General features: G+C 70.9%; 25 protein-coding genes and 1 pseudogene. 12 read left to right on the top strand and 14 right to left on the bottom strand.

The annotated features are described in order from the left end of the window. Positions 1–20: 20 nt before the first annotated feature. The 4 genes from ABZS69_RS17910 to ABZS69_RS17895 form a co-directional block, all read right to left on the bottom strand. The gene (locus ABZS69_RS17910) at positions 21–2,138 is read right to left on the bottom strand and encodes an acetate--CoA ligase family protein (protein ID WP_355373096.1); all 2,118 of its coding nucleotides are present in this window, start codon (positions 2,136–2,138) and stop codon (positions 21–23) included. 68 nt (positions 2,139–2,206) lie between these two features. Then, the gene (gene frc, locus ABZS69_RS17905) at positions 2,207–3,430 is read right to left on the bottom strand and encodes a formyl-CoA transferase (protein ID WP_355373093.1); all 1,224 of its coding nucleotides are present in this window, start codon (positions 3,428–3,430) and stop codon (positions 2,207–2,209) included. 13 nt (positions 3,431–3,443) lie between these two features. Further along, positions 3,444–5,150 (bottom strand): thiamine pyrophosphate-binding protein, encoded by a 1,707-nt coding sequence (locus ABZS69_RS17900; RefSeq protein WP_355373090.1) that lies wholly within the window; start codon positions 5,148–5,150, stop codon positions 3,444–3,446. A gap of 48 nt (positions 5,151–5,198) precedes the next feature. Further along, positions 5,199–6,344 carry a molybdopterin-binding protein gene (locus tag ABZS69_RS17895; RefSeq protein WP_355373414.1) on the bottom strand — a complete coding sequence of 382 codons (1,146 nt, stop codon included), beginning with the start codon at positions 6,342–6,344 and terminating at the stop codon, positions 5,199–5,201. Between the two features lie 109 nt (positions 6,345–6,453). On the opposite strand from ABZS69_RS17895, the gene ABZS69_RS17890 reads away from it, so the two are divergent. From ABZS69_RS17890 to ABZS69_RS17865, 6 genes are all read left to right on the top strand, one after another. Then, a complete protein-coding gene (locus ABZS69_RS17890; protein ID WP_355373086.1) occupies positions 6,454–7,431 on the top strand; it encodes a 2-dehydropantoate 2-reductase in 978 nt (325 codons plus the stop codon). Between the two features lie 126 nt (positions 7,432–7,557). Beyond that, positions 7,558–8,418: a formate dehydrogenase accessory sulfurtransferase FdhD gene (fdhD, locus tag ABZS69_RS17885; protein ID WP_355373083.1), complete on the top strand. Its 861-nt coding sequence runs from the start codon at positions 7,558–7,560 to the stop codon at positions 8,416–8,418. A 188-nt stretch (positions 8,419–8,606) separates the two neighbouring features. Next, the gene (locus ABZS69_RS17880) at positions 8,607–9,488 is read left to right on the top strand and encodes a metal ABC transporter substrate-binding protein (RefSeq protein WP_355373080.1); all 882 of its coding nucleotides are present in this window, start codon (positions 8,607–8,609) and stop codon (positions 9,486–9,488) included. After that, entirely contained in the window at positions 9,485–10,264 is a 780-nt protein-coding gene (locus tag ABZS69_RS17875) for a metal ABC transporter ATP-binding protein (protein WP_355373077.1), read from the top strand. Before ABZS69_RS17880 ends, ABZS69_RS17875 begins: the two co-directional genes overlap by 4 nt. 2 nt (positions 10,265–10,266) lie before the next feature. Further along, positions 10,267–11,139 (top strand): metal ABC transporter permease, encoded by an 873-nt coding sequence (locus tag ABZS69_RS17870; RefSeq protein ID WP_355373411.1) that lies wholly within the window; start codon positions 10,267–10,269, stop codon positions 11,137–11,139. Next, complete coding sequence (locus ABZS69_RS17865; RefSeq protein WP_355373074.1) at positions 11,136–11,513, top strand: transcriptional repressor; 378 nt, start codon at positions 11,136–11,138, stop codon at positions 11,511–11,513. Before ABZS69_RS17870 ends, ABZS69_RS17865 begins: the two co-directional genes overlap by 4 nt. A gap of 6 nt (positions 11,514–11,519) precedes the next feature. Here ABZS69_RS17865 and ABZS69_RS17860 read toward each other — a convergent pair whose 3' ends face one another. After that, complete coding sequence (locus ABZS69_RS17860) at positions 11,520–12,437, bottom strand: DMT family transporter (RefSeq protein ID WP_355373071.1); 918 nt, start codon at positions 12,435–12,437, stop codon at positions 11,520–11,522. A gap of 92 nt (positions 12,438–12,529) precedes the next feature. Here ABZS69_RS17860 and ABZS69_RS17855 point away from each other — a divergent pair, with 92 nt between their 5' ends. Beyond that, positions 12,530–13,057, top strand: coding sequence for a CGNR zinc finger domain-containing protein (locus ABZS69_RS17855; protein ID WP_355373408.1), 528 nt, complete (start codon positions 12,530–12,532; stop codon positions 13,055–13,057). 41 nt (positions 13,058–13,098) lie between these two features. Here ABZS69_RS17855 and ABZS69_RS17850 read toward each other — a convergent pair whose 3' ends face one another. From ABZS69_RS17850 to recO, 7 genes and pseudogenes are all read right to left on the bottom strand, one after another. Beyond that, a complete protein-coding gene (locus ABZS69_RS17850; protein ID WP_355373068.1) occupies positions 13,099–13,257 on the bottom strand; it encodes a hypothetical protein in 159 nt (52 codons plus the stop codon). Between the two features lie 52 nt (positions 13,258–13,309). Further along, positions 13,310–13,513: pseudogene (locus tag ABZS69_RS17845) on the bottom strand (4'-phosphopantetheinyl transferase); the annotation flags it as partial. A gap of 163 nt (positions 13,514–13,676) precedes the next feature. Next, the gene (locus ABZS69_RS17840; RefSeq protein WP_355373065.1) at positions 13,677–14,108 is read right to left on the bottom strand and encodes an SRPBCC family protein; all 432 of its coding nucleotides are present in this window, start codon (positions 14,106–14,108) and stop codon (positions 13,677–13,679) included. A gap of 100 nt (positions 14,109–14,208) precedes the next feature. Beyond that, positions 14,209–14,970: a phosphotransferase gene (locus ABZS69_RS17835; RefSeq protein ID WP_355373063.1), complete on the bottom strand. Its 762-nt coding sequence runs from the start codon at positions 14,968–14,970 to the stop codon at positions 14,209–14,211. A 42-nt stretch (positions 14,971–15,012) separates the two neighbouring features. Continuing rightward, a complete protein-coding gene (locus tag ABZS69_RS17830) occupies positions 15,013–16,638 on the bottom strand; it encodes a polyketide antibiotic transporter (protein WP_355373060.1) in 1,626 nt (541 codons plus the stop codon). Positions 16,639–16,843: 205 nt separating this feature from the next. Further along, on the bottom strand, positions 16,844–17,671 hold the full coding sequence (locus ABZS69_RS17825; RefSeq protein ID WP_355373058.1) for an isoprenyl transferase: 828 nt from the start codon (positions 17,669–17,671) through the stop codon (positions 16,844–16,846). Beyond that, positions 17,614–18,348 carry a DNA repair protein RecO gene (gene recO / locus ABZS69_RS17820; RefSeq protein ID WP_355373055.1) on the bottom strand — a complete coding sequence of 245 codons (735 nt, stop codon included), beginning with the start codon at positions 18,346–18,348 and terminating at the stop codon, positions 17,614–17,616. The genes ABZS69_RS17825 and recO overlap by 58 nt, the downstream gene beginning before the upstream one ends. 140 nt (positions 18,349–18,488) lie before the next feature. On the opposite strand from recO, the gene ABZS69_RS17815 reads away from it, so the two are divergent. Then, complete coding sequence (locus ABZS69_RS17815; RefSeq protein WP_355373052.1) at positions 18,489–20,006, top strand: CDP-alcohol phosphatidyltransferase family protein; 1,518 nt, start codon at positions 18,489–18,491, stop codon at positions 20,004–20,006. After that, positions 20,003–20,725, top strand: a complete 723-nt coding sequence (locus tag ABZS69_RS17810) for a DUF5941 domain-containing protein (protein WP_355373050.1) — start codon at positions 20,003–20,005, stop codon at positions 20,723–20,725. Before ABZS69_RS17815 ends, ABZS69_RS17810 begins: the two co-directional genes overlap by 4 nt. 310 nt (positions 20,726–21,035) lie before the next feature. Here the strand turns inward: ABZS69_RS17810 and ABZS69_RS17805 are convergent, their stop codons facing one another. After that, the gene (locus ABZS69_RS17805; protein ID WP_355373047.1) at positions 21,036–22,136 is read right to left on the bottom strand and encodes a methyltransferase domain-containing protein; all 1,101 of its coding nucleotides are present in this window, start codon (positions 22,134–22,136) and stop codon (positions 21,036–21,038) included. 483 nt (positions 22,137–22,619) lie between these two features. On the opposite strand from ABZS69_RS17805, the gene ABZS69_RS17800 reads away from it, so the two are divergent. The 3 genes from ABZS69_RS17800 to ABZS69_RS17790 all read left to right on the top strand — a co-directional run bounded on the left by ABZS69_RS17800 (position 22,620) and on the right by ABZS69_RS17790 (position 25,871). Next, positions 22,620–23,489 carry a hypothetical protein gene (locus tag ABZS69_RS17800; RefSeq protein ID WP_355373044.1) on the top strand — a complete coding sequence of 290 codons (870 nt, stop codon included), beginning with the start codon at positions 22,620–22,622 and terminating at the stop codon, positions 23,487–23,489. 182 nt (positions 23,490–23,671) lie between these two features. After that, entirely contained in the window at positions 23,672–24,361 is a 690-nt protein-coding gene (locus ABZS69_RS17795; protein WP_355373042.1) for a vWA domain-containing protein, read from the top strand. 124 nt (positions 24,362–24,485) lie between these two features. After that, positions 24,486–25,871, top strand: a complete 1,386-nt coding sequence (locus ABZS69_RS17790) for a glycoside hydrolase family 16 protein (RefSeq protein ID WP_355373039.1) — start codon at positions 24,486–24,488, stop codon at positions 25,869–25,871. Positions 25,872–25,876: 5 nt separating this feature from the next. On the opposite strand, the gene ABZS69_RS17785 is transcribed toward ABZS69_RS17790, so the two are convergent. Beyond that, the gene (locus tag ABZS69_RS17785; protein WP_355373036.1) at positions 25,877–26,839 is read right to left on the bottom strand and encodes a 2-oxoglutarate and iron-dependent oxygenase domain-containing protein; all 963 of its coding nucleotides are present in this window, start codon (positions 26,837–26,839) and stop codon (positions 25,877–25,879) included. Positions 26,840–26,914: the final 75 nt, after the last annotated feature.

Here is a 26,914-nt window from a genome sequence, read left to right as displayed (position 1 = left end):
GCCTGTGTTGCGCTCGGCTCTTAGCGCAACAGTCCGGCGGCCCGGGCCCAGCGATATTTCGCGCCGAGGACCGCCACGGGCTTCTCCGTCGTGTACGGGTACGCGACCACGCCATGCTCGAACAGGTACTCGCTGGCCTCCTCTACTTCGGTGTCGCCGGCGAGTGACGCCACGACCGGCTTGACGTTGCCCTTCGCCCGCTCCTCCGCCACCACGCGGGCGATGAGCTCGGCGAAGACCATCGGCGGCGTCACGATCGTGTGCCAGTAGCCCAGGACGAGGGCGTGGATGCGCTCGTCGGCCAGGCCGAGGCGGACCGTGTTCTCGTAGGTCGAGGGTGGTTCGCCGCCGGTGATGTCGATGGGGTTGCCCGCCGCGCCGAAGGGCGGGATGTAGGCGCGGAAGGCCGTGTCCAGGTCGGGCGGGATGTCCATGAGCGTCAGCCCGGCGTCCACGATGGCGTCCGACAGCAGCACGCCCGAGCCGCCCGCCCCGGTGATGATGACGACGTTCTCGCCCTTGGGCGCGGGCAGGATCGGCAGCGCGCGGGCGTATTCGAGCATGTCGTTGAGTCCCGGCGCGCGCACGACCCCGGCCTGCCGCAGGATGTCGTCGTACACCTTGTCGTCGCCCGCCAGCGCGCCCGTGTGGGAGCCCGCCGCCCGCGCGCCCATCGCGGTGCGGCCGGCCTTGAGCACGATGACCGGCTTCTGCCTGACGACCCTGCGCGCGGCCTCGACGAAGCCGCGGCCGTCCTTGAGGTCCTCCAGGTGCATGGCGACGGCCTTGGTGTTGTCGTCCTGCTCGAAGAAGGTCAGCAGGTCGTCCTCGTCCACGTCGGCCTTGTTGCCGACGCCGACGATGGCCGAGACGCCCATCTTCGTGGTGCGGCTGAAGCCCAGGATGGCCATGCCGATGCCGCCGCTCTGCGAGGTCAGCGCCACGCTGCCCTTGACGTCGTACGGGGTGCAGAACGTCGCGCAGAGGTTCTCCGGCGTGTAGTAGTAGCCGTAGATGTTGGGCCCGAGCATGCGCACGCCGTGCCTGCGCGCGATCTCGACGATCTCCTTCTGGCCCTCGACGTTCCCCGTCTCGGCGAAGCCCGACGGGATCATGATCGCGCCCGCCACGCCCTTCCGCCCGGCCTCCTCCAGCGCCGGCGCCACGAACTTGGCGGGGATCGCGAACACGGCCACGTCCACGTCGCCGGGCACGTCCGAAATGCTCTTGTACGCGGTCAGCCCCATGATCTCGTCGGCCTTGGGGTTGATCGGGAGGATCTGCCCCTGGTAGCCGCCGTTGATGAGGTTGCGCATGACCGAGTTGCCGATCTTGCCGGTCTCGGCGGAGGCGCCGATCACGGCCACGGCGCGCGGCTTGAAGATCCGCTTCATCTGCCGGAGGATCTCCTCCCGCGACAGGCGGGGGACCTCGGCGGGCTTGTCGCCGATGAGGATGCGCACGTCGGCGGCCACCGCGCCGTTCGCGTCGGCGAAGACGGGGTTGAGGTCCACCTCGACGATCTCGGGGAAGTCGGTGACCAGCCGGCCGACGCGCTCGATCAGCTCCGCGAGTGCCTCCCGGTTCGCGGGCTCCGCGCCACGGGCACCACGGAGCACTTCCGCCGCCCTGATGTCGTCCAGCATCCCAAGGGCATCTTCACCCGAAACCGGGGCAAGGCGGAAGGTCACGTCCTTCAGCACCTCGACCAGGACGCCGCCCAGCCCGAACGCGATGACCTTGCCGAACGTGGGATCGGTGACGGCGCCGACGATGACCTCGTGGCCGCCGCCGACGAGCTGCTGCACCTGGACGCCGTCGATGGTGGCGTCGGCGTTGTAGGCGCGGGCGTTGGCGAGGATCGTGTCGTAGCCGGCACGGACCTCCTCCGCGCTCTTCAGGCCGACCAGCACGCCACCCGCGTCCGTCTTGTGCAGGATGTCCGGGGAGACGATCTTCAGGACGACCGGGAGGCCGATGCGCTCGGCGATGGCGACCGCCTCGTCGGCCGAGGTGGCCAGGCCCTCGCCGGGGGTGGCGATGCCGTACTCCTCGCAGATCCTGCGACCCTCGGGAGCCGTCAGGGCCGTGCGGCCCTCGGCGAGCGCCTTCTCGATGACTTCGCGGACTGCTCCCATGGTCGCGCTCCCTACGGGTCCTCCCTGGTTACGCAAGCTGCCGCTGTCGGCCCCTACTCGCCGCTCCACTAGATGACTCCGTTCGTCTTCAGCTCAGCCAGCTCGTCCGCGCTGACGCCGAGCTCGCCGTAGATCTCCTGGTTGTGCTCGCCGAGCAGGGGCGGGGTGCGGACGTCGACCGGCGAGTCCGACAGCTGCAGCGGGCTGCCCACGGTCACGAACTCGCCGCGCTGCGGGTGGTCGACCCTGACGACGATGCCCTCCTCGCGCAGGCTCTCGTCCTGGGCCAGCTCCTTGGTGGACAGGATCGGCCCGCACGGGATGTTCTCGGCGTTGAGCCGGTCGAGGACCGTCCACTTGTCGTGGCGGATCGTCCACTCCTCGATGAGCTGGAACATCTTGTCCAGCTTCGGCAGCCGCGCCTCAGGCGTCGCCCACTCGGGGTCCTCGGCCAGCTCGGGACGGCCGATGATGGTCGAGACCGGCTTCCAGCCGACCGGCTGCACGATCACGTAGATGTAGTCGTTGGGGCCGCCGGGCGCGCAGCGCACCGCCCAGCCGGGCTGGCCGCCGCCGCTGGCGTTGCCCGAGCGGGGCACCTCGTCGCCGAACGTCCTGTTCGGGTACTCGCGCAGCGGCCCGTGCGTCAGGCGCTGCTGGTCGCGGAGCTTGACGCGGCACAGGTTCAGCACGGCGTGCTGCATGGCCACCTGTACGCGCTGCCCCCGGCCGCTCTGCTCGCGCTGGTAGAGGGCGGCCAGGATGCCGGCGACCGCGTGGATGCCGGTGCCCGAGTCGCCGATCTGCGCCCCGGTCGCCAGCGGCGGGCCCTCCTCGAAGCCGGTGGTGCTCATCGAGCCGCCCATGGCCTGGGCGATCACCTCGTACGCCTTGAACTTGGCGTACTTGCCGGTGCCGAAGCCCTTGATCGAGGCGTAGATCAGGCGCGGGTTGAGCTCCTGGAGGCGGTCCCAGGTGAAGCCCATGCGGTCGACCGCGCCCGGGCCGAAGTTCTCGACCAGGATGTCGGCGCTCTTCACCAGCTCGGTGAAGATCTCCTTGCCGCGCTCGCTCTTCATGTTGAGGGTGATGCTGCGCTTGTTGCAGTTGAGCATCGTGAAATAGAGGCTGTCGACGTCCGGGAGGTCGCGGAGCTGCTGCCGGGTGATGTCGCCGGTCGGGGCCTCCAGCTTGACGACGTCGGCGCCCAGCCAGGCGAGCAGCTGGGTGCAGGACGGGCCCGACTGGACGTGGGTCATGTCGAGGACGCGGACACCTTCGAGAGCCTTCATCTTGGCGTATCCCCTACTTGTACATCGTCTGGTTCATGGTTCCGGGCGCGTAGACCTCGGGATCGACCCACACGTTGATCAGCGAGGGCTTGCCCGACTCCCTGGCCCGCTCCAGCGCGGGGCGGATCTCGGCCGGGTCGCGCACCTCCTCGCCGTAGCCGCCGAGCAGCTTGGCGAAGTCGCCGTAGCGGATGTCGCCGAGGGTGTTGCCGACGCGGGCGCGGTCCTCGCCGTACTTGGCGGCCTGGCCGTACCTGATCTGGTTCATGGACGAGTTGTTGCCGATGACCCCGATGAACGGCAGGTCGAAGCGGACCATGGTCTCGAAGTCCCAGCCGGTCAGGCTGAAGGCGCCGTCGCCGAACAGGCACAGCACCTCCTTGTCGCGCCGCGCCTGCTTGGCCGCCATCGCGAACGCCATGCCGACGCCGAGCGTCCCGAGCGGGCCCGGGTCCATCCAGTGGCCGGGCGACTTGGGCTGCACGACCTGGCCCGAGAAGGTGACGATGTCGCCGCCGTCGCCGATGTAGATGCTGTCCTCGGTGAGGAACTCGTTGATCTCGTGGACCAGGCGGTAGGGGTCGATGGGCTGGGCGTCGGAGAGCTGGCGCGGCAGGCGCTTCTCGTACGCCTGGGTCTCGACCGCGCGCAGCTCGTCCATCCACTCCTTACGCCTGGCGGCCGCGTTCTCGACCCGGCCGCTGGCGGCCTGGGCCACCGCCGCGAGGACGAGGCCGGCGTCGCCGACGATCCCGAGGTCGATGTCGCGGTTCTTGCCGACGGTGCGGTAGTCGAGGTCGATCTGGACGACGGCGGCGGTCGGCGACAGGCGCTTGCCGTAGCCCATCCGGAAGTCGAACGGGGTGCCGACGATGATGATCAGGTCGGCGTTGGTGAAGGCGTACCTGCGGCTGAGCTGGAAGTGGTGCGGGTCGCCGGGCGGGAGCGTGCCGCGGCCCGAGCCGTTCATGTACGCGGGCACGTTCAGGGCGCGGACGAAGTCGATCGCGGAGTCGGTGGCCCGGCACGTCCACACCTGGCTCCCGAGCAGGATGCACGGCTTCTCCGCGTGCGCCAGCATGTCGGCCAGCCGCTCGATCGCCTCGGGGTCGCCCTGCTGGCGGGTCGAGGCCCGGTAGTGCCCCGTCTTGGGGATGCGCGCCTTCTCCAGGGGCACCTTCGCGTCGAGCACGTCGCGCGGGATCTCCAGGAACGACGGGCCCGGCGCGCCGTGGTAGCACTCGCGGAAGGCCATCGACACGATGTCCGCCACCCGCTCCGTGCTGGGCACCGTGGCCGCGAACTTGGTGATCGGGGTCATCATGTCCACGTGCGGCAGGTCCTGCAGCGAGCCCATCTTGTGCTGGCTCAGCGCTCCCTGGCCGCCGATGAGCAACATGGGGCTCTCCGCGCGGAAGGCGTTGGCCACGCCCGTCACCGCGTCGGTCGTGCCCGGTCCGGCGGTGACCACCGCGCAGCCGGGCTTGCCGGTGATGCGCGCGTATCCGTCGGCCGCGTGCGCCGCCACCTGCTCGTGGCGTACATCGATGACCTCGATGCCCTCATCGACGCAGCCGTCGTAGATATCGATGATGTGGCCACCGCAGAGCGTGTAGATCACGTCCACACCCTCGGCTTTGAGTGCCTTGGCTACGAGATGACCACCAGAGATCGTTTCCGACATCATGCCACCCTTTCCGGCGTCGGCTGTCTTCCGCATACTGCATACCGTATGACCGCAATGGTTACTCCCTCCCGTTCGGCCTGTCTAGCCCCCAGGAGGCAACTCGATCAGCTCGACCTGCTCACCGGCCCACCCCGGAGGGACGACGGCCAGCGCGTCGGCCAGCGCCGCACCCCACAGCGAACCCGGCCGATCGTGCCCCACCGGCACCGCGCCCCGGCCCGACCTCCTGACCGGCACGAGCCGCGTGTCGCGCGGATGCGCCCGCACCGCCCCGGCCAGCGACGACGTCTCCGCATGGACCGGGGTGCCGGCCAGCTCGCGCAGGATCGGCGCGAGCAGCGTGAGGGCCGCGCCGAGCGCCGCGAACGGGTTCCCCGGCAGCCCGACGGCCAGTGGCCCGCCCGGCAGCCGGGCCAGGAGCTGCGGGTGCCCGGGCCGCACGGCGACGCCGTCGACGAGCACGTCGGCGCCGAGGTCGTCGAGCACGGCCCGGAGGTGGTCGGCGGGCCCCTTGGAGGAGGCGCCGCACACGACGACCACGTCCGCCGCCGCGGCGGACGCCAGCGCGGCGCGGAGCGCTTCCGGGCCGTCGGGCAGCCGGTCCGTGCCGGTCACCCGGCCTCCGGCCCACGCCGCCAGCCCCGGCAGGAACGGGCCGATGGCGTCGCGCACCCGGCCCGGCGCGGGACGGCCCGCGTGCACGACCTCGTCCCCGGTGATCAGCACCGCCACGCGGGGGCGGGGCCGTACCAGCAGCTCGTCGTGGCCGAGCGCGGCGGCCAGCCCGAGCGCCGCCGGGGTCGCCGTCGCGCCCGCGCCGAGCACGACCGCGCCCTCGGCGATGTCCTCGCCCCGCCGCCGGAGGTGCCGCCCGGCCTCGGCGGCGCCGCTCACCCGGGCCCCGTCCACCGCCGCCAGCTCGTACGGCAGCACCGCCGACGCCCCCGCGGGCGTCGGAGCGCCGGTGGCGATCTCGACCGCCTCCCCCGGCCGCAGCTCGCCCACGTAGCGGGCGCCACCGGCCAGGACGCGCCCCATCACCCGCCACGGGCCGGCACCGGCCACCGCGTAGCCGTCCATCGCCGCCACGTCCACCCCGGGCACCGCCACCAGCGCCGTCAAAGGCGCGGCGAGCGGGCGGCCGAGCGCGTCGGCGAGCGGCACCCAGGCAGGGGCGAGCGGGACCGCGGAGCCTGCCGCGAGGGCCCTCGCCGAGACCCATGACATCGCTTCCACTACTGGATCATCACGCAAAACGGTCACAGGCATGCTCCTTGACCCGCGTTTTTCCATACTGTATACCGAATGCAAATCCGACGCGAGAACGGAGCGCAGCATGAAGGTCGCTGTTCTTGGCGCCGGCGCCATCGGCGCATACGTGGGTGCCGCCCTTCACCGGACGGGAGTCGAGGTTCACCTCATCGCGAGAGGCGAGCACCTGCAGGCGATACGCCGTGCCGGTGTGCGGGTGCTCACTCCCAGAGGCGACTTCACCGCCCATCCCCATGCCACCGACGACCCCACCCAGGTCGGTCCGGTGGACCACATCTTCCTGGGCCTCAAGGCGAACAGCTACGCCTCGGCGGGCCCCATGATCAGGCCGCTCCTGCACGAGGCCACGAGCATCATCGCCGCGCAGAACGGCATCCCGTGGTGGTATTTCCACGGGCTCAAGGGCCCCCACGAGGGCTACCGCATCGAGAGCGTCGACCCGGACGGCGCGGTCACGGCCGCGCTGCCCCTGCACCGTGCCGTCGGCTGCGTCGTGTACGCGGCCACCGAGATCGAACAGCCCGGCGTGATCCGCCACCTCGAGGGCACCCGCTTCTCCATCGGCGAGCCGGACGGCCGGCTGAGCGAGCGGTGCGCCGCCTTCAGCCAGGCCGCGATAGAAGGCGGGCTGAAATGCCCGGTGGAGCGCGACCTGCGCAAGGACGTGTGGATCAAGCTCATGGGCAACATCGCCTTCAACCCGATCAGCGCGCTGGCCCGGGCGACGATGGCCGGGATCTGCCGTCACGACGGCGCCAGGGAGCTGGTCGTGGCCATGATGCAGGAGACCGTCGAGGTGGCCAGGAGGGTCGGCTGCGACCCGGGGATCTCGATCGAGCGCCGCCTGAAGGGGGCGGAGAAGGCCGGCGAGCACAAGACCTCCACGCTTCAGGACCTGGAGAAGGGCAAGCCGCTGGAGCTGGACGTGCTGCTCGCGGCGGTGGTCGAACTGGCCGACCTCACCGGCGCCGAGGTGCCGACGTTGCGTGCGATCCACGCGATCAGCGATCTCCTCAACGCCAACCTTGTCCGCGCCGGTTAGACAGGAATACCGTAGCCTGTATACAGAATGGAGAGATCATGAGCCATGGCCGGGCAACCTCTGCGTCAAGGGCCGCTTCGGGTACGGCCATGTCCAGGGCGCCCGTCCGGGCTGAAGGAAGGGCTCATGTCTAGGGTCGCCGTCAAGAGACGCATCCTGCGGGTCAAGGACACCGTCCGGATCCCGAAGATCGACTCTCTGGCCGCCGAGGAGCCGCTGGAGATCCGCCTCGACGGGACGCCGCTGACGGTCACCATGCGCACGCCCGGCGACGACTTCGACCTGGCCGCCGGGTTCCTGGTCAGCGAGGGTGCCGTGGGCGCGGCGGACGACATCGCCACGATCCGCTACTGCGCGGGCGCGACGGTGGACGGCGGGAACACCTACAACGTGCTCGACGTGCGGCTCGCGCCCGGCGTGACGGCGCCCGCGCCGCGCAACTTCTACACCACGTCCTCCTGCGGCGTCTGCGGCAAGGCGTCGCTGGAGGCGGTACGCACGGTGGCTCGCTGGAGCGCCGGAGACGACCCGGTCGAGCTGGCGCAGCCGACCGTCGCCACCCTGCCGGACCGGCTGCGCGCGGCCCAGCGGGTGTTCGACCGGACCGGGGGCCTGCACGCGGCCGGCCTGTTCACGTCCGACGGCGAGCCGCTGTGCGTGCGCGAGGACGTGGGCCGGCACAACGCCGTGGACAAGCTGCTCGGCTGGGCCCTGCGCAACGACCGGCTCCCCCTGCGGGGGACCGTGCTCATGGTGTCGGGCCGGGCGTCGTTCGAACTGGTGCAGAAAGCGGTCATGGGCGCCATCCCGGTGCTCGCCGCGGTCTCGGCGCCGTCGTCGCTCGCGGTCGAACTGGCCGCGGAGGAGGGGCTGACGCTCATCGGGTTCCTGCGGGGGAACTCGATGAACGTCTATGCGGGCGAGCGCCGCCTGAGCATCACCCCGGCCGCCGGCCATGGCTCGGCCGGCACACGTCCGCCGGGGTGATGGCGGGATGCCGCACGGCGTCCCTGGCCCCCAGCCGCCGTCCGGCATCCCCTCGCGCTGACGGCCTCCACTCCGCGGAGGCGGGCTCGGTCGCTCTGGAGCCGAGGGGAGGATTTTGACAACCATTTTCATTTTGGCGCATACTGACTCCCATGATGTCAGGATTTTCCCGGTCGTACGCTGTTGGTTTGCTGGCCGGCGCCACCCTCCTCACCACCGCCGCCTGCGGATCCGGCTCCGCCGAGACCGCCGCAGGGGGCAAGCCCGAAGTGGTCGCCGCGTTCTACCCGCTCCAATGGCTGACCGAGCAGGTGGGAGGATCCGACGCGCACGTGACCGGCCTGACCGCCCCCGGAGTCGAGCCGCACGACCTGGAGCTGAGCATCCAGCAGGTGAGCGAGCTGCGGAAGGCGGCGCTCACCGTCTACATCAAGGGCGTCCAGCCCGCCGTGGACGACGCGGTGGAGGCAGAGACGAGCTTCGACGCTGCCACGGCCGTCACGACCCTGCCCGCGGGCGGGCACGAACAGGAGGGTGAGGCGGATCACGGCCACGAGGTCTCCTACGACCCGCACATCTGGCTGGACCCCACCCGCCTGGCCACCGTCGCCACCAAGCTCGGCGAGCGCCTGGCCGTCGCCGACCCGGCGCACGCGCAGGCGTACAAGGACCGCGCCGCCAAGACGGCGGGCGCGCTTGGAACGCTCGATCAGGAGTTCGCCAAGGGTCTGAGCACGTGCAGGACGAAGTCGCTGGTCACGGCGCACGAGGCGTTCGGCTACCTGGCGGACCGTTACAAACTCAAGCAGATCGGCATCACGCTCGACCCCGAGACCGAGCCGTCGCCCGCGCGCATCTCCGAGGTGGCCAAGCTGGCCAGGGCCGAGGGCGTGACCACGATCTTCACCGAGTCCCTGGTCAGCCCCAAGGTGGCCGAGGTGCTCGCGAACGAGGTGGGTGCGAAGACCGCCGTGCTCGACCCCCTGGAGAGCCCGCCCTCCGGCGATTACCTGTCCGCCATGCGCGATAACCTCAAAACCCTACAAACAGCACTGGGGTGTACGGCATGAGCGAAACGGCCTTCTCGATGACCGATGGCCGGGTCTCCTTTGACGGCAAGCCCGTCCTGCGGGGGATCGACCTCACCGTCTGTCCCGGGGAGGTCGTCGCCCTCCTGGGGGCCAACGGCTCAGGCAAGTCGACGCTGGTCCGCGCGCTGCTCGGGCTCACGCCGCTGACCGGCGGCTCGACCTTGATGTACGGGTCGCCGCCGGGCAGGTTCCGCGAGTGGTGGCGCATCGGCTACGTGCCGCAGCGGCTCCAGGTCGGGGGCGGCGTGCCCGCCACCGTACGCGAGGTCGTGGCCTCGGGCCGGATCGCCAGGCAGAGCCGCCTCCGCAGGACCAGCCCGCACGACAAGGCCGCCGTGGCCGGCGCGCTGGAGGCCGTCAGGCTGGCCGACCGCGCCAACGACCCCGTCCAGTCGCTGTCCGGCGGCCAGCAGCAGCGGGTGCTCATCGCGCGGGCGCTGGCCGGGGAGCCGGACACGTACGTGATGGACGAGCCGACCGCGGGCGTGGACGCCGGGACGCAGCAACTGCTGGCCGACACGCTGGCCGGGCTGGTGCGTGACGGCAAGACGGTGGTGCTGGTCGCGCACGAGCTGGGGCCGCTGGAGCCGATCATCACGCGCGGCGTGGTGATCCGCGAGGGCCGGGTCGCGCATGACGGCCGGCCGCCGAGCCCGGAGGGCGACTGCGCCCGGCCGGGCCACGAGCACCAGCATCCGCACGCCGCCACGCCGGCCGCGGGACCGTTGACCGGCTGGCAGGGGGAAGCATCGTGAGGATCACGGATCTGCTCCAGGAGCAGCTCTTCCAGCTCGCCCTGGTGGCCGCGCTGCTGGTGGGCCTGTGCGCGCCCGCCGTGGGGACGTTCATCGTGCAGCGCAGGCTGGCGCTGCTGGGCGACGGGATCGGCCACGTGGCGCTGACCGGCGTCGCCCTCGGCTTCCTGACCGGCACGGCGCCCGTGCTCACCGCCGTGATCGTCTCCGTCGTCGGGGCGGTGGCCATCGAGCTGGTCAGGGCGCGCGGGCGGACCAGCGGCGACGTGGCGCTGGCGCTGCTGTTCTACGGCGGGATCGCGGGCGGCGTCATGCTCATGGGCATCGCGCCGGGCGGCAGCAACGCCAAGCTGAACTCGTACCTGTTCGGGGCCATCGCCAGCGTCACGGTCCAGGACATCTGGGTCATCGCCGCGCTGGCCGTGGCCGTGATCGCGGTGGTCGTGGTCTTCGGCAGGGAGCTGTTCGTGCTCTGCCAGGACGAGGAGATGGCCAAGGCCAGCGGCCTGCCGGTCCGTTTCCTCAGCCTGCTGATCGCCGTCACCGCCGCGCTGACCGTCGTGATCGCGATGCGCGTGGTGGGCCTGCTGCTGGTCAGCGCGCTGATGGTGATCCCGGTGGCCACCAGCCAGCAGCTCACCCGGGGGTTCCGCACGACGATGGGGCTGGCGATGCTGTTCGGGGTGCTCGCCGCCGTGGGCGGCCTGCTCGCCTCCACCTACTCGACCAAGGTGCCTCCCGGGGCGGCGATCGTGCTTCTTGCTCTCGCCGGCTTCGTCCTGGCCCTGGGTGTCGGTAGATTCGTACGCCGAGGCCGTACCCAGGAGTCGACAGTGAGCGAGCGACCGAAGATGCGTGTGGAGGAGGTCGCATGACGACGAGACGCGATGCCGTGCACGACACCCTCCGTAAGAGCGAGGGGTTCCGCAGCGCGCAGGACGTCTATGCCGAGATGCGCCTGCACGGAGCCAAGATCGGCCTGACCACCGTCTACCGCGCCCTGCAGGCGCTGGCCGACGGCGGGCAGGTCGACGTGCTGCGTACGGACGAGGGCGAGTCCGTCTACCGCGCGTGCGCCAGCGACGTCCATCACCACCACCTGGTCTGCCGCCGCTGCGGCCACACGGTGGAGGTGGCCGGTCCGGCGGTCGAGCGGTGGGCCGAGGCGGTGGGCGGCGAGCACGGTTTCACCGAGATCACCCACACGGTCGAGGTCTTCGGCACCTGCGCCGCCTGTTCCAAGGGCTGAGCGGCGTCAGCCCGTGGGGGCCTTCTCGGGCGTCTCTTTCTGGCGGGTCTCCCCGGGCTGCGGCGTACGGGTGCGGGAGCCGTACAGGACACCGAGGACGATCACCGCGCACCCGGCGAGCTGCAGCGCCGACGGCCGCTCGCCCAGCGCCACCGCGGACAGCGCCACCGTCGTCATGGGCTGGACGAGCAGCAGCAGCGCGGTGAGCGCGGCCGGCTGGCGCGGCAGCGAGAACGTGATCAGCGACCACCCCAGCACCTGCGGCCCCAGCGCGAGCAGCAGCAGCCACCCGTGCGCCGGCCAGCTCGGCACGAGGTCGGCGCCCCCGAAGAGCGGGCTCAGCAGGGCGATGGCCACGGTCGCGACCACCGTCGCGTGCGCCAGCGGCCCTGCGGCCCGCGCCGGCCCGGCCTTCATGAGCAGCAGGAACGCGGCGTACGAAATGGACGTGGCGACCCCGGCCAGCACCCCCATGATCGGATCGCGCCCGTACGCGGCGCTGTCGAACACCCCGGAGATGAGCACCACCCCCGCGAAGACGACCGGCGTCGCGACCATCAGCCGGGAGGACGGCCGCTCCCCGAACAGCGCCCAGGCCGCGAACGCCACCAGGAACACCTGCAGGTTCCCCAGCACGGTGGCCAGCCCCGCGCCCACGTAGTCGATCGCGTGATGCCAGAACAGCAGGTCGAGCGCGAACACCACGCCCGCCGACCAGGCCAGCGCCACCCCCTTCCACGGCAGCGGCCCCAGCCTGCGCCGCTCCAGCCAGGCCAGCAAGAGCATGGGCGGCACGGCGTACGCGCAACGGAACAACGCGGACGTGGCAGGCGATACACCTGAGAGCCGAACCAAGGGGGCGGAGGTGGAAATAATGAGGGCACCGGCGATCGCGATCAGCACGATACGACGATGTGCACTCATAGAAACCCCCGTACGGCCATGCAGGAGATACAGTGCGACCACGCTAGAACCCGGCACGGACAGGAGTCAACATGCCGTTTGGCCATGACATGGTGCATTCTTTGGCCACCGTTGTCGAGCTGGTCAACACCTCGCCCTCCACCGGGGGCGAGGAGGGCCTGGCCGGCCTGGCCGAATTGCAGGCGTTCGTGGAGTCCCGCGAGATCAGCGGCGTCACCAAGCTGACGCCCCGCGACCTGGGCCAGGTGCGGATCGTGCGGGAGGCGTTCCACCGCGTCTTCACCGCCCCGGACCAGGCCTCGGCGGTCCGCACCCTGAACGCCCTGCTGTCCGAGACGCGCATCACCCCCCGGCTGACGGAGCACGACGGCCACCCGCTGCACGTGCACTATTTCGCCGCGGACTCCACCCTGGCGGAGCACGTGGCGGCGGACTGCGGCGTCGCGCTGGCCCATCTGCTGGTGGAGGGCGAGGTCGAACGCCTGCGCACCTGCTCGGCCCCCGACTGCGACCGCGTCTTCGTCGACGAGTCCCGCAACCGGTCCCGGGTCTACTGCGACAGCCGGACGTGCGGCAACCGCATGCACGTGGCCGCCTACCGCGCCCGCCGCCGCGCCTAGCGCGCGGCGCTCCGGGGGCTCAAGAGCGGCCCCGCCGACGTTCAGTCGCTCACATCGAGTCCGGCCTGAGAAACGCCGGAGGGCACCGAGACCGCGGTGAGGAGCAGCCCGGCGCGGGCGAGCCGGCGCCCCCTGAATCCGGCGATCCTGAACCCGTCCGGAGTCTCGCCCGGGACCAGGAGGCGTGCGGACCAGGCCATCGCAGTGGGTGATGCTGCCGACCACGCCCCGCGGCCAGAGGGGCTCGCCATGCTCTCCCGGCAGGATCGGGGCAGGCGGCACGCCCAGCTTCGCCAGAGCGGTCCTGGCACAGGCGCGAACGGTGGCGAACTCCCTGCGTCTCTTGGCCACCGCCTTCGTTATCAGAGCCGCCTCCTCAGGGAAGAGGTCCGACTCCCCCACGTCCTCGAACGCCTCCACGGCCACCACCGTGTCGGGCAGGAGCTCCTCGATCATCTCGCGCTTCCCGAGGCGCCCGCCGCGTCACCGGCCATCGGCAGATTCCCGATCAGGGACCATGGGCGCGATTCCGGTCTCCTCCTGCCGCTCGGCTTGGGCATCGCGACGGGCCTGCTGATTCCCGGATCCTTGCTGCCGGCGCGGCCGAAGGGGCTGACCGTCAGTCGTGGGCGTCCTTGGCCAGTGCCTCCCGCAGATATTCCATGTCGGTGCCAAGGGCGTTGGGGCTCATCAGCCGCAGCACCGGAGCAAGCAGCGGGCTGCGCAGGTCCAGATCGATCCGGTGCAGGATCTGGGTCCCGTCCGCCACCCGGTCGAGCTGGAAGGCGAGTTCGGCCCGCCGGAACAGGCGGGACTCCAGCAGCACGAAGGCCAGCTCTCGCTCGGCGTCGTACTGTGTGATGCGGAACCGCTGGCGCTTGCCCGACGGCCCGACGGTCATCGCCTCGTACCCCACGCCGACCGGCGCGGTGGACAGCGGAATCACCTCCGCGATGCTGCGGTCCCAGAGGGGCGCGGTCAGCGGATCACCGAGGAACCGCCACACGTGCCGGATGTCCTGAGGGACGACGATGGACGAGTTGAGCTGCATCGGATGACTGCCTTCCGCAAAGGATGGAGTGGAGCGAGCCGCAACATCGTCTTGAGACTACGAGCCTGATGTGCTTCTGAGCTGTGCGGGCGGCGCTCCTTCACAGCAGGGCCAGCATCCGCTCCGCCTGCGCGGGCCGGATCTCCCGGCGGCAGCGCAGCAGCCAGTACAGCGCCATCAGCCGCCGGCACTCCGTGAGCCTGGCCGCCTCCTCGGCGGTCAGCTCGAACCGGTCGAGCACGGCGGTCAACCCGGCCGGGTCGTTCTCCCAGACCGCGATGTGCTCGGTGACCTCGGCCAGCTCGAACGCGCGGTCGCTGCGCCCGGAGTACTCGAAGTCGATGACCCGGACCTTGGTGCCGTCCCACAGGTAGTTGGCCAGGTTCCCGTCGCCGGTGCCGAACACCGGGGTGCCCGGCCGCGCGAACATCGCCTCCAGGCCCGGCCCGGACACCCAGGCCGTGGCCGCGCGAAGGGCCTCGGCGGTCGCGGGTTCGGGCTCAGCGGTCGCCGCCCATTCGCGCACCACCCGGAGGAGCTCGACCGGGTGCCCGGCCCGCGCCGGCACCCGGTCGAGCACCCGTGACGGGATCGAACGCTGGACGCCGGTGATGGCCTCGGCCAGCGCGTCGACGAGCTTGCCCGCGATCTCCCCGCTCACCGCCGCGCCGTCCAGGCGGGACATCACCACCGTCGGCGGATCGGCCTCCAGCTCGGCGGTCACCGGCTCCGGGGCCAGACCGGGATCGTGTTCGCCGAGCAGCTCCAGGGCGCGCCATTCGCGTTCGGGCTCACCGTACTCCGACGATCGGTACCGCTTGATCACCACGTCGGACCGCACCTCGATGGAATGGCCGCCCATTCGCCCTCCGATCTTGTCGAATGGGACGACATGCTAGCCCGATCACCCGAAGTCGCGGCGGCGCAGAGCGGCGAGGGCGCCGCCGACGAGCAGTGCCGTGAGGGCCGTCAGCGCGAGGGCGGGGCGCGCGTCGAAGGGCGTTCCGAGCATCGGGTTGGGGATGTAGTGGAACGGCTCCAGCGGGGTCCCCTTCCAGAGCCCGTACAGGGGGCTGACGATCTTGCCGAGCCCGGCGGTCAGGAGCCAGACGATCCAGGAGATCGCCACGCTCGCCCTCGGCAGCAGCCCGTACGCGAGCATGCAGACCGCCCCCACGCACCAGGCCGCCGGTACGGTGCTCAGCGCCCCCGCCAGGAAGCGCGGCAGGTCGCGGGCGAGATCGCCGACGAGCAGCGAGTACAGCGTGCCGAACACGAGCCCGGCGACGGCCATCAGCGCCGCCGTGCCGAGCCCCGTCACGACCAGGTGGCCGACGGCCCAGCGCAGGCGGGTCAGCGGGGTGGACTGCACGGTCTCCGCGCGGCCCGAGGTCTCCTCCGAGCGCAGCCGCAGCGTCATGAGCACCGGATAGAGCGCGACGGCGTAGGCGATGATGAGGATCAGGTACCACGAGTACGCGCCCAGCGTGGTGGCCATGTCGGACACGCCGAGGAGGCTCGTGATGCTCTGCACCACGAGGCTCGGCCGCGAGAGCAGGTCCTGGGCGAGCGGGCTGAGCCCGGCCCCGGCCACGGCGAAGCACGCGACCCCGGCCGCCCATTTGGCCAGCAGGCCGCGGTGCAGCCGCCAGGCCAGGCTGACCGGGCCGCGCAGCTCCGGCGCCGACTCCCGGCCCAGGCGCTCGGGCAGCAGGCCCTCGCCGAGGTCTCGGCGGCCGACCAGCCGGTACGCGATCGCGTACAGGATCACGCTGACCAGCACCGGCACCCCGAGCAGCCACCACCGCTCGTCCTGGTACGCGCGCACCAGGTGGCTCCAGCCGATCGGGGACAGCGCCTTCAGCCAGTACTGTCCGGTCGCGTCACCGGCGTAACGCATCACGTAGGCGGCGCCGAGCGCGGCCAGGCTGACGGCGGTGGCAGTACGGGCGCTGCGCGCGAGCTGCGCGGCCACCGCGGCGACGGCGCCGAACACCCAGCCCGCGACCGTGATCGCGGCACCGTACGCGACGGTCCCGACGGGCTCGAACCCGAGGCCGAGGAGCACGGCCCCGGTCAGCACCCCGCCGGCCAGGCTGACCCCGCCGGCGACCAGCAGGGCGGCGGTCAGGGGCGCGTAGCGGCTCACCCTGCCGGAGCGGACCAGCTCGGCCCTCCCCTCGTCCTCCTCCCTGCGAGTGTGGCGGACGATCGACATGAGGGCCGCGAACGCGCTCGCCACGTACAGGAACCCGCCGCTGCGCCAGGTCGCGATCACCTCCAGCCGCGGCTCGATGAGGCCGCCGCCGAGCGCCCGCAGGAAGACGTTCCTGGCGGCGAGCTCGACGTAGGTGACCTTCAGCTCGTACGTGCCCATGGCCCGGTTGACGTAGGACACCAGCGCCAGGGCCAGGGCCACGATCAGGAGGATCCACCAGGGCGCGATGCCCCGCTCGCGGCGCAGTGCCAGGCGGACGAGGTGGCCGGTGCCCGCGAGCGCGCCCGCCCGGCCGTGTGGTGCGTCAGCCATTCGGCTCTCAGCTCCTACTCACCAGTACAGTCGACTGTTCCGATGAACAGCAGGCTATACCCACGTATAGCCACAGGCCACCCGTGGGTCCAGATCGCGGAGCCGGAGGGGGTGCGGAGGCCGGGGCCCAGCGACGGTGCGACCGTCGAGCTGGGCGCGGGCGGCGTGGTGGTGAAAGGTGGCGGTGAAGGTGTGGAGCGGCCGGTCAGACCGGGTTGGGCAGCGCCCCGCCATAGCGCCGGTCGCGCTTGGCGAAGATCTCACAGGCCGCCCACAGATCCCGGCGGTCGAAGTCGGGCCAGAGCCGGTCGAGGAACACCATCTCGGCGTAGGCCGACTGCCACAGCAGGAAGTTCGAGAAGCGCTGCTCCCCCGACGACCGCACGAACAGATCCACCTCGGGGATCTCCGGCTCGTCCAGGTAGCGCGCGAACACCTTCTCGTTGACCTTGGACGGCTTGACCCGCCCGGCCGCGATGTCCTCGGCCAGCCTGACGGCCGCCTCGACGATCTCGGCCTGCCCGCCATAATTGACGCAGAACTGCAATGTCAGCTTGCTGTTACCGACAGTCATCTCCTCGGCCGTCTGCAGCTCCGAGATGACGCTCCGCCACAGCCGCCCCGGCTTGCCCGCCCACCGGACGCGCACGCCCATGGCGTTGAGCTCGTCGCGCCGCCGCCGGATCACGTCGCGGTTGAACCCCATGAGGAAGCGCACCTCGTCGGGCGACCGCCGCCAGTTTTCCGTGGAGAACGCGAACGCGCTCAGATAGGGGACGCCCAGCTCAAGCGCCCCCTCGATGACGTCGAACAGCGAAGATTCGCCGGCTTTGTGGCCCTCGACGCGGGGCAGGCCGCGGGCCTTGGCCCAGCGGCCGTTGCCGTCCATGATGATCGCGACGTGCTTGGGCACCAGGTCGCGCGGGATCGGCGGCGGCGTCGCGCCCGACGGATGCGGGGTCGGAGGTCGTACGTTCACACAGGCTCCCTTTCGACGTGTCGGAGAGAGCGTATTCCGTGTTCGAGGTGCCATTGCAGATATGCGGCAACGAGGCCGCTGCACTCACTCCGGTGGCGCGACTCCGAGGCGTCGGCGGTGGCCCAGTCGCCACGCAGCAGCGCCGTCATGAGCCCGATCGTCTCCCCGGCGGGCACCGCCGAGCCGGCCGGGCGGCACGCCCCGCACACCACGCCACCTGCGACGATGGCGAACGCCCTGATCGCCGGCGCCTGGCACTTGGCGCACGCCTCGAGCGCGGGAGCGTAGCCGGCCACCGCCAGCGAGCGCAGGAAGTACGCGTCCAGCACCAGCCGGGCCTCATGATCGCGGTCGGCGAGCGTGCGCAACCCGCCCACCAGCAGCAGGAACTGCCGCAGCGCCGGTTCCTTCTCCCCGTGCGTCAGCCGGTCGGCGGTCTCCAGCATCGCGCTGCCCGCGGTGTAGCGGGGATAGTCGACGGCCAGCGCCTCGCCGTAAGGTCTGATGGTCTCCGCCTGCGTGACGACGTCGAGCGTACGGCCGGTGTGCAGCTGCAGGTCGACATGCGTGAACGGCTCCAGCCTGGCGCCGAAGCGGGACTTCGTGCGGCGCACGCCCCTCGCCACGGCTCTGATCTTGCCGGTACGCTTCGCCAGGATGGTGACGATGCGGTCGGCCTCACCGAGCTTCTGGGTGCGTAGAACTACGCCTTCGTCACGGTAGAGACTCACTCGGACATCTTACGGCCGCACCGATGCGGCGTTACGGGCATGCTCTGGTGACGCGACTTTGCGTCACTCTCACTAGACTTTGACGTCTGTCCCCGCATTACCCGTTGTTCAACCCCCCGCTACCGCCTCGAAAGGGAGTCATGACCCGCGTGGTCCTGCTGGGTGCCTCGCCCGGCCCCGAAAACTCTCCGACCGGCCTGAGGCTGGCCGCGCTGCCCGGCAATCCCACCGTGGCCGAACGCCTGCGCGGCCAGCTCACTTCCCTGGATCCACGGCTCGCCACGATCGAGTCAGGCGACGTGGCCACCGCCCTGCGCGCGCTGGCCGACGTGGCAGAGGCCACCACGGAGAGCCTCTTCATCATCCCGGAAAACTCCCTCATACACGACGAGCTGATCTACCAGATCACCAAGGCCAAGCGCGGCGCGCTGGCGCTCGTCGCCAAAGAGCCGCGGCCGGAGGTGACAGAGGAGGAACAGGACGCGCAGGAAGACGTCGTCCCGATCGACGAGGCCGAGCCCGAGATCGGCCTCAACCGCCTTGAGGGGCTGCCCGTCCGCTCGCGCGTCGGCAAGTCGCGCGTGGTCTCGGTGGGCACCGCGAGCCACGCCGTGACCAGGCCCAACGCCGTCCTGCTCGGCCCGCTGCACGTGAGCGCGCGCAACGCGCCCATGCTGGCGCAGACCTGCCGCGAGCTGGCCGCGATGGCCGACAAGTTCGGCGAGGACGACGACCTCGTGCAGCTGATCGTGTTCGGCCTGGTTCGCAACGGCGTGTCGGTCGGCCTCAGGGGCCGTCGCGACCTGTTCTACCGCCGGGTCACGACCCAGGAAGAGGTCAACGAGGCCGGCGCCGAGATGGCCGGCATGAACGAGGACCGGGCCAGGCTCAACAACGCGGTCAAGGGCGCCGACGGCTTCTTCACCACGTACTTCGTCTCCACCTACTCCCGCTTCATCGCCCGCTGGGCGGCCCGGCGCGGGCTGACCCCCAACCAGGTGACGCTGATCTCGATCGCGCTCGGCGTGGCCGCGGCCGCCTGCTTCGCCACCGGCGACCGGCCGTGGATGGTGCTGGGCGGCGTGCTGATCTACTTCGCGTTCGTGTTCGACTGCGTGGACGGGCAGGTCGCCCGCTACGCGCGCAAGTTCGGCGTGCTGGGGGCCTGGCTGGACGCCACGTTCGACCGGTTCAAGGAGTACGTGGTCTTCGCCGGGCTGGCCGTCGGCTGGGTCGTCTCGGGCAACAGCGACGACATCTGGATCCTGGCGCTGGCCGCGATCGGTCTGCAGTCCGTGCGCCACCTGCTCGACTTCTCCTTCGGCGTCGCCAACCGCCGCAAGCCCCCGTCCCCGCTGCCCACGCTGGCGCTGGACGCCCCCGACGACCGTGCCCTGCGCCAGGCCCTCACGCGCCGCAAGGTCGAGCGCAGCCAGGGTCTGCGGGGCGTGCTCAAGATGTGGACCAAGGCCGGCAAGTTCCGCGCCGTCCACTGGGCCCGCAAGATGATCGTCTTCCCCATCGGCGAGCGGTTCGCGGCCATCGCGATCACCGCCGCCCTCTTCGACGCCCGGATCACCTTCCTCACCCTGGTGATCTGGGGCTCCGTCGCCGCCGCCTACACTCTCACCGGACGCCTCATGAGGTCGCTCGTATGATCACCCAACCGCAGGCCATGGCCACCCCCACGCCGGACCCCGACGAGGAACGCCGTCGCATCCAGACCGCCCGCCTGCTCGCCTACCGTGACGACGGCCCGCTCGCCCACGCCCTCGTCGGCAAACTCGGCCGGGGCCTGCCGCCCGTGCCCGCCACGCTCGTGGCCGTGCTGGCCGTGCTCGCCTTCCTGGTCACCGGCCTGCTCGACCAGGGCGGCCCGATCCTGCTGCTGCCCGTCGTGACCACGATGCTGCTCGTGCTGCCGACCACGCCGCGCGACCACCTGGGCCGCTTCGACTGGCTCACCCCGCCGCTGCTGCGCGCCGCCGAGTTCCTCGCCGTGATCTCGATCGGCCTGGCCGCCGGCGCGCCCAAGTGGCTGCTGTTCGTGCTGGTCTACGTCGTGGGCTACCACACGTACGACACCGTCTACCGGACCCGCCAGAGCATCTGGCCGCCCGCCTGGGTCTTCCACGCGGGGCTCGGCTGGGAGCTGCGCCTGCTGGTCATCGGCCTGGGCGCCGCGCTCGGCATCCTGACGCCCGTGCTGGCGGTGCTGACGGCGTACCTCTTCGTGCTGTTCGCGGTGGAGAGCGTGACGAGCTGGGTCCGCCTCGACAAGGCCTCCGCCCAGGCCGGCGCCGACGCCGAGCAGGACCTCGAGGCCTCTCCCGAGGACCAGCTCGAGCAGGCCACCGGCGAGGCCGACAAGGGGTAGGCAGGCCCAAGCCACCCGCCCGCCGCCCAATCACCAAGTGGGCCCGCTGACACCCACCCCGAGCACGAAGGAGCGCTTCGCGCTCGGGGCTCAGGCGTCCTCATCGAGGCGCCTTCCGGCGCAACCCCTGCGCCATGGCCGACCCGCCCCTTGACCGACGAGGCGGCGGGCCGCCTGACACCCGCTCAGACCACTCCGCCTCCCGGCCACCCGCCGGCCAGGACACAACACCGCTGAACGGCAACCCGACGTAGGATGCCGGCCCCCTCCGGCGCCGACTGCCGGGTCCTTTTGGCCCTTCCCGACACCCTCAAGGGGCTGAAGGCGGCGTGTGGTGCGGTAGTCGATCGTCAGCCTGCCGGAGCTGCTGCGGATATTGATCCCCAGCTCGCCCAGCGAGCGTGTGCCCTGGGGCATCGAGCCAGATCCGCTGCCCATCGGGTGTGACGGTCATGCCGAATCTGTCGTGGCCTGGCTCTCCCCAGCTCACCCAACGGAAGTAGGCGTCTGTGACCTCCTCCCACAGGGGACGGTCGCCGAGCTGGTACACCTCATATTCCTGATGACCGGGCGCGTAGGTGATCAGCGTCCACACGCCGGGATCGCTCTGGTCCATCACCCATAGAAAGAGCTGGTCGCCCTCCCCCTTGAAGGTGACCTGCAAGCCCGTGAGGGCGGCCATCGCGAGCAACGCGCCCGCGGGAGCGTAAGCGATCGTGCGCGGGTCGATCCGGGTGACGAGGTCCTGGCCGTTGCCGTCGTCCGGGATGGCGTCGGGCGGGCGCTGGGAGCGCATCATCATGTACGCCGCGAAGCCAGGAAATCGGCCGTGGGCGATGCCGTCCGGCATCACGGTGAGCCGCAGCCCATGTCCGTTTCCGAGCCCGGGACAGTACGGCAGCACGATCACGCCGCCCGGCCTGGTCTGCTCGACCCAGGCGTAGGGCACGGTGCGGACACCACATGTGACGTGAACTCGGTCGAACGGCGCCCGGTCCGCGCAGCCCTTCGCTCCGTCACCGATGATCATGAGTGGCTGGGCTCCGGCCGCGGCCACGTTCTTGGCCGCCTGCCCGGCGATCGCCTCGTCCACCTCGATCGACGTCACCGACCCGTGCTCACCGACGAGATGCGTCAGCAACGCGGCGGTCCAGCCGGTGCCGGTGCCGATCTCCAGCACTCTCTGTCCTGGCACCGGATCCAGCCATCCCAGCAGGTCCGCGACCGTGCTGGGCGCGGATGCCGAGGAGGTGGGGTCCTCCGAGCCTGGCATGATCTCGCCTGCCCCGTCGTTGACCTGGGTGACGATCACGGAGTCGCTGTAGACGGCGTTCCACCACGTTTCGGGGTCGGCGTCACGGTCGATGATCTGCTCGACCTCCGCGGCGCCGAGAAGGGCTTGCGCATACACGGGAATGAAGGGATGGCGGGGCACGGCCCGCATCGCGTCAAAGACGCGTTCCGTACGTTGAGCGGCCGGCGGAATTTCCGCGATCATCTGCTCGATCCGCTGCCCAACGTCCGGCGGCGTCACTTCTTATTGCCGCCGTGCTGGCCACCACTTGGGTTTTTGTCGCCTTGCTGAGGCTTTATCGGCTCCGGTTTGAAGGGTTTGTCCTTCTTCTTGTCGCCTTCGTGCTTGCCCACGCCGGAGCCTCCCATCGCCACAAAGGACTTCTCACCGTGACCATAAGACTACGCATCGGCATGGGGAAGTATCTGTGCCACCACGAATACCTCGCCGTCCATGACTGCGGCTCGGGCGACGTTCCCCTCTTCGGGGCGCGCAGCCATATCGACGCCGGGCACGGGCGGGGACATCGCCGCCATTCCGGAAAGTGGCCGTTTAGTCTGGGGGCAGGGACACGGGTCCGGCTGAAGCCAGGAGACGCGCATGGCGTTCTTGTCGCGGCTGTTCAAGCGGAGTGATCCGCCGGCCGAGCGGGAGGAAGCGCGTCGGCGGGGGATGCGGGACGCCCGGGAGCATCCTTTGGGCGAGTTCACCGATCCGGAGTTCCAGCCCGCGTACGTCACCGAGGTCCGGGCGCTGGCCCGTGAGCAGGTCACCGAGGTCGATCGGCGGTTGGCGGCCACCCGTACCGCGATTCTGGAGCGGGCGCTGGGGGCGCGCGAGGTGATCTTGCGGGAGCTGAACAGAAGTGACACGCGGCCGGAACCTGGCCCCGTCAACGGTCACGTGCCTGACGGGGATGAGGGTGACGGGCAGTCGCCGGACGCGTTCATCTCGATCGCGGAGGCCAGGGTGCGGCGGGCGGAGGCGCGGCGGCGGGTCGTGGTGGAGGAGGCGAACGCCGGCGTGCAGCGGGCCAGGGCCCGCATCGAGCACCTCACCCAGGAGTGGGAGAGCGCGCTGATCGAGCGCGACCACGAGGTGGAGGCCGTGCACGCCAGGGCGGAGCAGCTCATCGCCGCGTACAAGGGCGGGGTGCTGCGGGCCCATCCGCGCAAGGAGGAGATCCCGTCCCTGTGGAAGGGCGAGGTCATCGCGGTGGGCGCCACGGGCGAGAGCGTCACGGCGGTCTCGGGGCGGGAGGAGATCGGGCGGATCCTGCGGGAGGTCGAGGACCGGATCGAGGTGTGGCACGCCGAGGTGATGCCCCGCGAGCTGCCCGGAGGGGCGCGCCGGCAGCTGTCCCCACCGCCGCCGGCGGAGCGCCACGACGCGGGGGAAGCCGAGGACGGCCCTCCCGCCGCCGGCACGCCGGACGATCGTGCTTCGGGGCGCGAGCGGGAGGGCGAGTGAGAGCCGAGGAGCACGGCGACGACGCGGCGCGCAGACCGGAGGCAGGGGCGGGGGCTCGGGAACGGGGCCCTCTGGCGCGCAGGCCGAAGGCGGGGGCGAGGGCCGGGGAACGGCGTCCCCCGGCACGCAGTCGGGAACGGTCTCCCCTGGCGCGCGGGGCGCGGGTGCGTGGGGTCGGGGCGGTGGTGGCGGTGCTTGTGCTGGTCGCGGCCGGGGTCGCGGGGTGCGGGACCGAGGCCGGGGCGGTGTGCGGCGTGGTCGTGGACTCGACCAGTTACGCCGACCCCGCCGCCTCCAGGAACGACGTCACCTCCAAGCTGCCCGCCTTCGCCCAGGGCTGCGACTGGATCGGGTTCGCGGCCGTCACCGGCAGCTCGGAGAGCAGCACCTGCCGCCAGGACCCGGTGCCCATCGCCGCCACCCGGGCCGAGAACCCCAACGACAACCCCGTGGTCGAGGAGCGCGTCAGGGCGCACCGGATCACGGAGGTGGTGCCGAGGGCGGTGAAGTTGTTCGACTGCCCGGAGGAGGGCGAGGGGTCCGACGTGCTGGGTGCCCTGCGGTACGTGGTCAAGCAGCTCGGCGCGCAACGGCAGCCGGACCGGCCGCACCAGATCATCGTGTTCAGCGACCTGATCAACAACCGGGGCGACCTGAACATCAACAAGCTGGACCTGAGCGAGGGCGCGCGCAAGCAGAAGATCAAGGAGCTGCGGGACGCGCGGCTGCTGCCCGACCTGACCGGCTGCACGGTGGTCGTGCACGGCTTCCTGCGGGAGAAGACGTCGAACCCCGACCGGTTCCCGCTGCTCGAAAGCTTCTGGAGGGAAGCCTTCGAGGCTTCCGGCGCGAGCGCGGTGGATCTCCTGTAGGAGAGCGCTCCCGCAGCGGCTCGCCGTGGTTACCACGGAACGTTGACAGCAGGTTAAGGCTGTGTTGACATCGGCTCAGAGAGCGCTCTCTTTGAGCCGATACCCCACCCCCCAGGGAGCAACGATGACAACAGCCACCCGGCACCGGCGCCGAATGGCGGCGGTGGCCGTGGCGCTCGCGGCGCTCAGCGGCCTGCTCGTCAACGTGGCCGTCAGCGCCTCGGCCGCAGTCCCGCCCACCCCGTCGGGCTGGTCGCTGGTCTGGTCGGACGACTTCGACGGCACCGCCAACACGCTGCCCTCGTCGGCCAACTGGATCGTCGACACGGGACACTCCTACCCCGGCGGCCCCGGCAACTGGGGCACCGGAGAGATCCAGAACTACACCTCCAGCACCTCCAACCTCAGCCTCGACGGCACGGGCAACCTCCGCATCACGCCGCAGCGCAGCGGCTCGGGCGAGTGGACCTCGGCGCGCATCGAGTCCAGGCGGGCCGACTTCAAGCCCGCCGACGGCCGCATCCTGCGCATCGAGGGCCGCATCCAGATGCCGAACGTGACCGGCGACGCCGCGCTGGGCTACTGGCCGGCGTTCTGGGCGCTCGGGGCGCCGTACCGGGGGAACTACTGGAACTGGCCGGGGATCGGCGAGTTCGACATCATGGAGAACGTCAACGGCATCAACGCCGTCTGGGGCGTGCTCCACTGCGGCGTCAACCCGGGCGGCCCGTGCCAGGAGACCACCGGCCTGGGCGCCAACCGCGCCTGCCCCGGCTCGACGTGCCAGTCGGCGTTCCACGCGTACCGCTTCGAGTGGGACCGCAGCGTGAGCCCCAACCAGTTGCGGTGGTACGTGGACGGCCAGCAGTTCCACAGCGTCAGCCAGTCGCAGTTCGACGCGACGACCTGGTCCAACATGACCGGGCACGCGGGCTACTTCCTGCTGCTCAACGTGGCGATGGGCGGGGCGTTCCCCGACGCGCTCGGCGGCCCGACGCCCACGGCGGCGACCGTGCCGGGGCGGTCGATGCTGGTCGACTACGTGGCCGTGTGGCAGAGCGGGAGCGGCACCCCTCCGACCAACCCGCCCGGGGGCGTGGACGCCCGTTCGACGATCCAGGCCGAGCAGTACCAGGCGCAGTCCGGCACCATCGTCGAGACCACCACGGACACCGGCGGCGGTCAGAACGTCGGGGCGATCACCAACGGCGACTGGCTCCGCTTCGACGGCGTGAACTTCGGGACCGAGGCCGCCCACCAGTTCAAGGCCAGGGTGGCGTCCGGGGCCGCGGCCGGGGTGAGCGGGCTGGTGCAGGTCCGGCTGGACAGCCCCACCGCCGCTCCCATCGGCGACTTCGCGCTCGCCAACACGGGCGGGTGGCAGAGCTGGCGTACGGTGCCGGCCAACATCTCGGCCGTGACGGGTACGCACACCGTGTACCTGACCTTCAGCAGCGGTCAGCCGGCCGACTTCGTCAACGTGAACTGGTTCACGTTCTCGACGAGCTGAGGCTCTCAGAGGGTCCCGAAGAGGCGCGGGAAGACCTTGGAGACCTTGGACAGCAGGTACTCGCCGTAGGTGCCGGTGAAGTCCACCTGGCCGTCCCAGCGGCGGCCGGGGGCGTACGGCAGCGGCGGTACCTCGCTGTCCCAGCCGGGGTCGAAGAAGAACGGGAAGCTCAGGCGCTCGTTGCCGCTCAGGTTGCGCACCCGGTGCGGGGTCGAGCGGTACTGGCCGCCGGTGAGCTTGTCGAGCATGTCGCCGATGTTGCAGACGAACGTGTTCTCCAGGGGCGGGGCCTCGACCCAGCCGCGCGGGGTGCGCACCTGGAGGCCGCCGTTCGCGTCCTGCAGGAGGAGGGTCAGCAGGCCGTAGTCGGTGTGCTCGCCGACGCCCCAGGTGTCGGGGTCGTCCGGCGGGGCGGGCGGATAATGAAATATCCGGAAAAGCACGGTCGGCTGGGCGGTGTAGCCGGTACGGAAGTAGTTCTCGTCCAGGCCGAGGCTCAGGGCGATGCCCGACATGACGGCCTGGGCGAGCGCGGTCATCGTGCCGAGATAGTCGAGCACGGCGTCGCGGAGCTCGGGCACCTGGGCGGGGAACAGGTTCGGGCCGTGCAGCGGCAGCGGGCCCGGCGGCTCCTCGGCGCCGAAGTAGATGCCCTCCTTCAGGTCGGGCCGCCCCGAGGTCAGCTCGTCGCCGACCGGGAAGAAGCCGCGCCAGGCCCGGCCGCCCCGTTCCATGGCGATCTCGGCCTTCACCCCTTCGGGCAGGGCGAAGAAGCGCCTGCTCGCGGCGTCGAGCCGGTACGGGAGGTCCGGCGGCACGCCGTGGCCGGAGACGTAGAAGAAGCCGCTGTCGCGGCACGCGTCCCCGATCGCCTCCGCCACAGCCCGCTTGGCGGAGCGGGCGGGGTCGGTGTGGCCAACGGGGGCGGCGAGCAAGGGCGAGACGTCGATCACCGGCAATTCGCTCACATCATCATTTTGACATCCACCCGCTCCCGGTGCCCGGTGGCGCACAATCGAAGGGAGGACCCTGCGGTAGGAGGC

Source organism: Nonomuraea sp. NPDC005650 (assembly GCF_040605375.1).
Classification (GTDB): Bacteria; Actinomycetota; Actinomycetes; order Streptosporangiales; family Streptosporangiaceae; genus Nonomuraea.
Note: the sequence above shows the minus strand (reverse complement) of the source record. Positions and strands in the feature narration are given on the sequence as shown.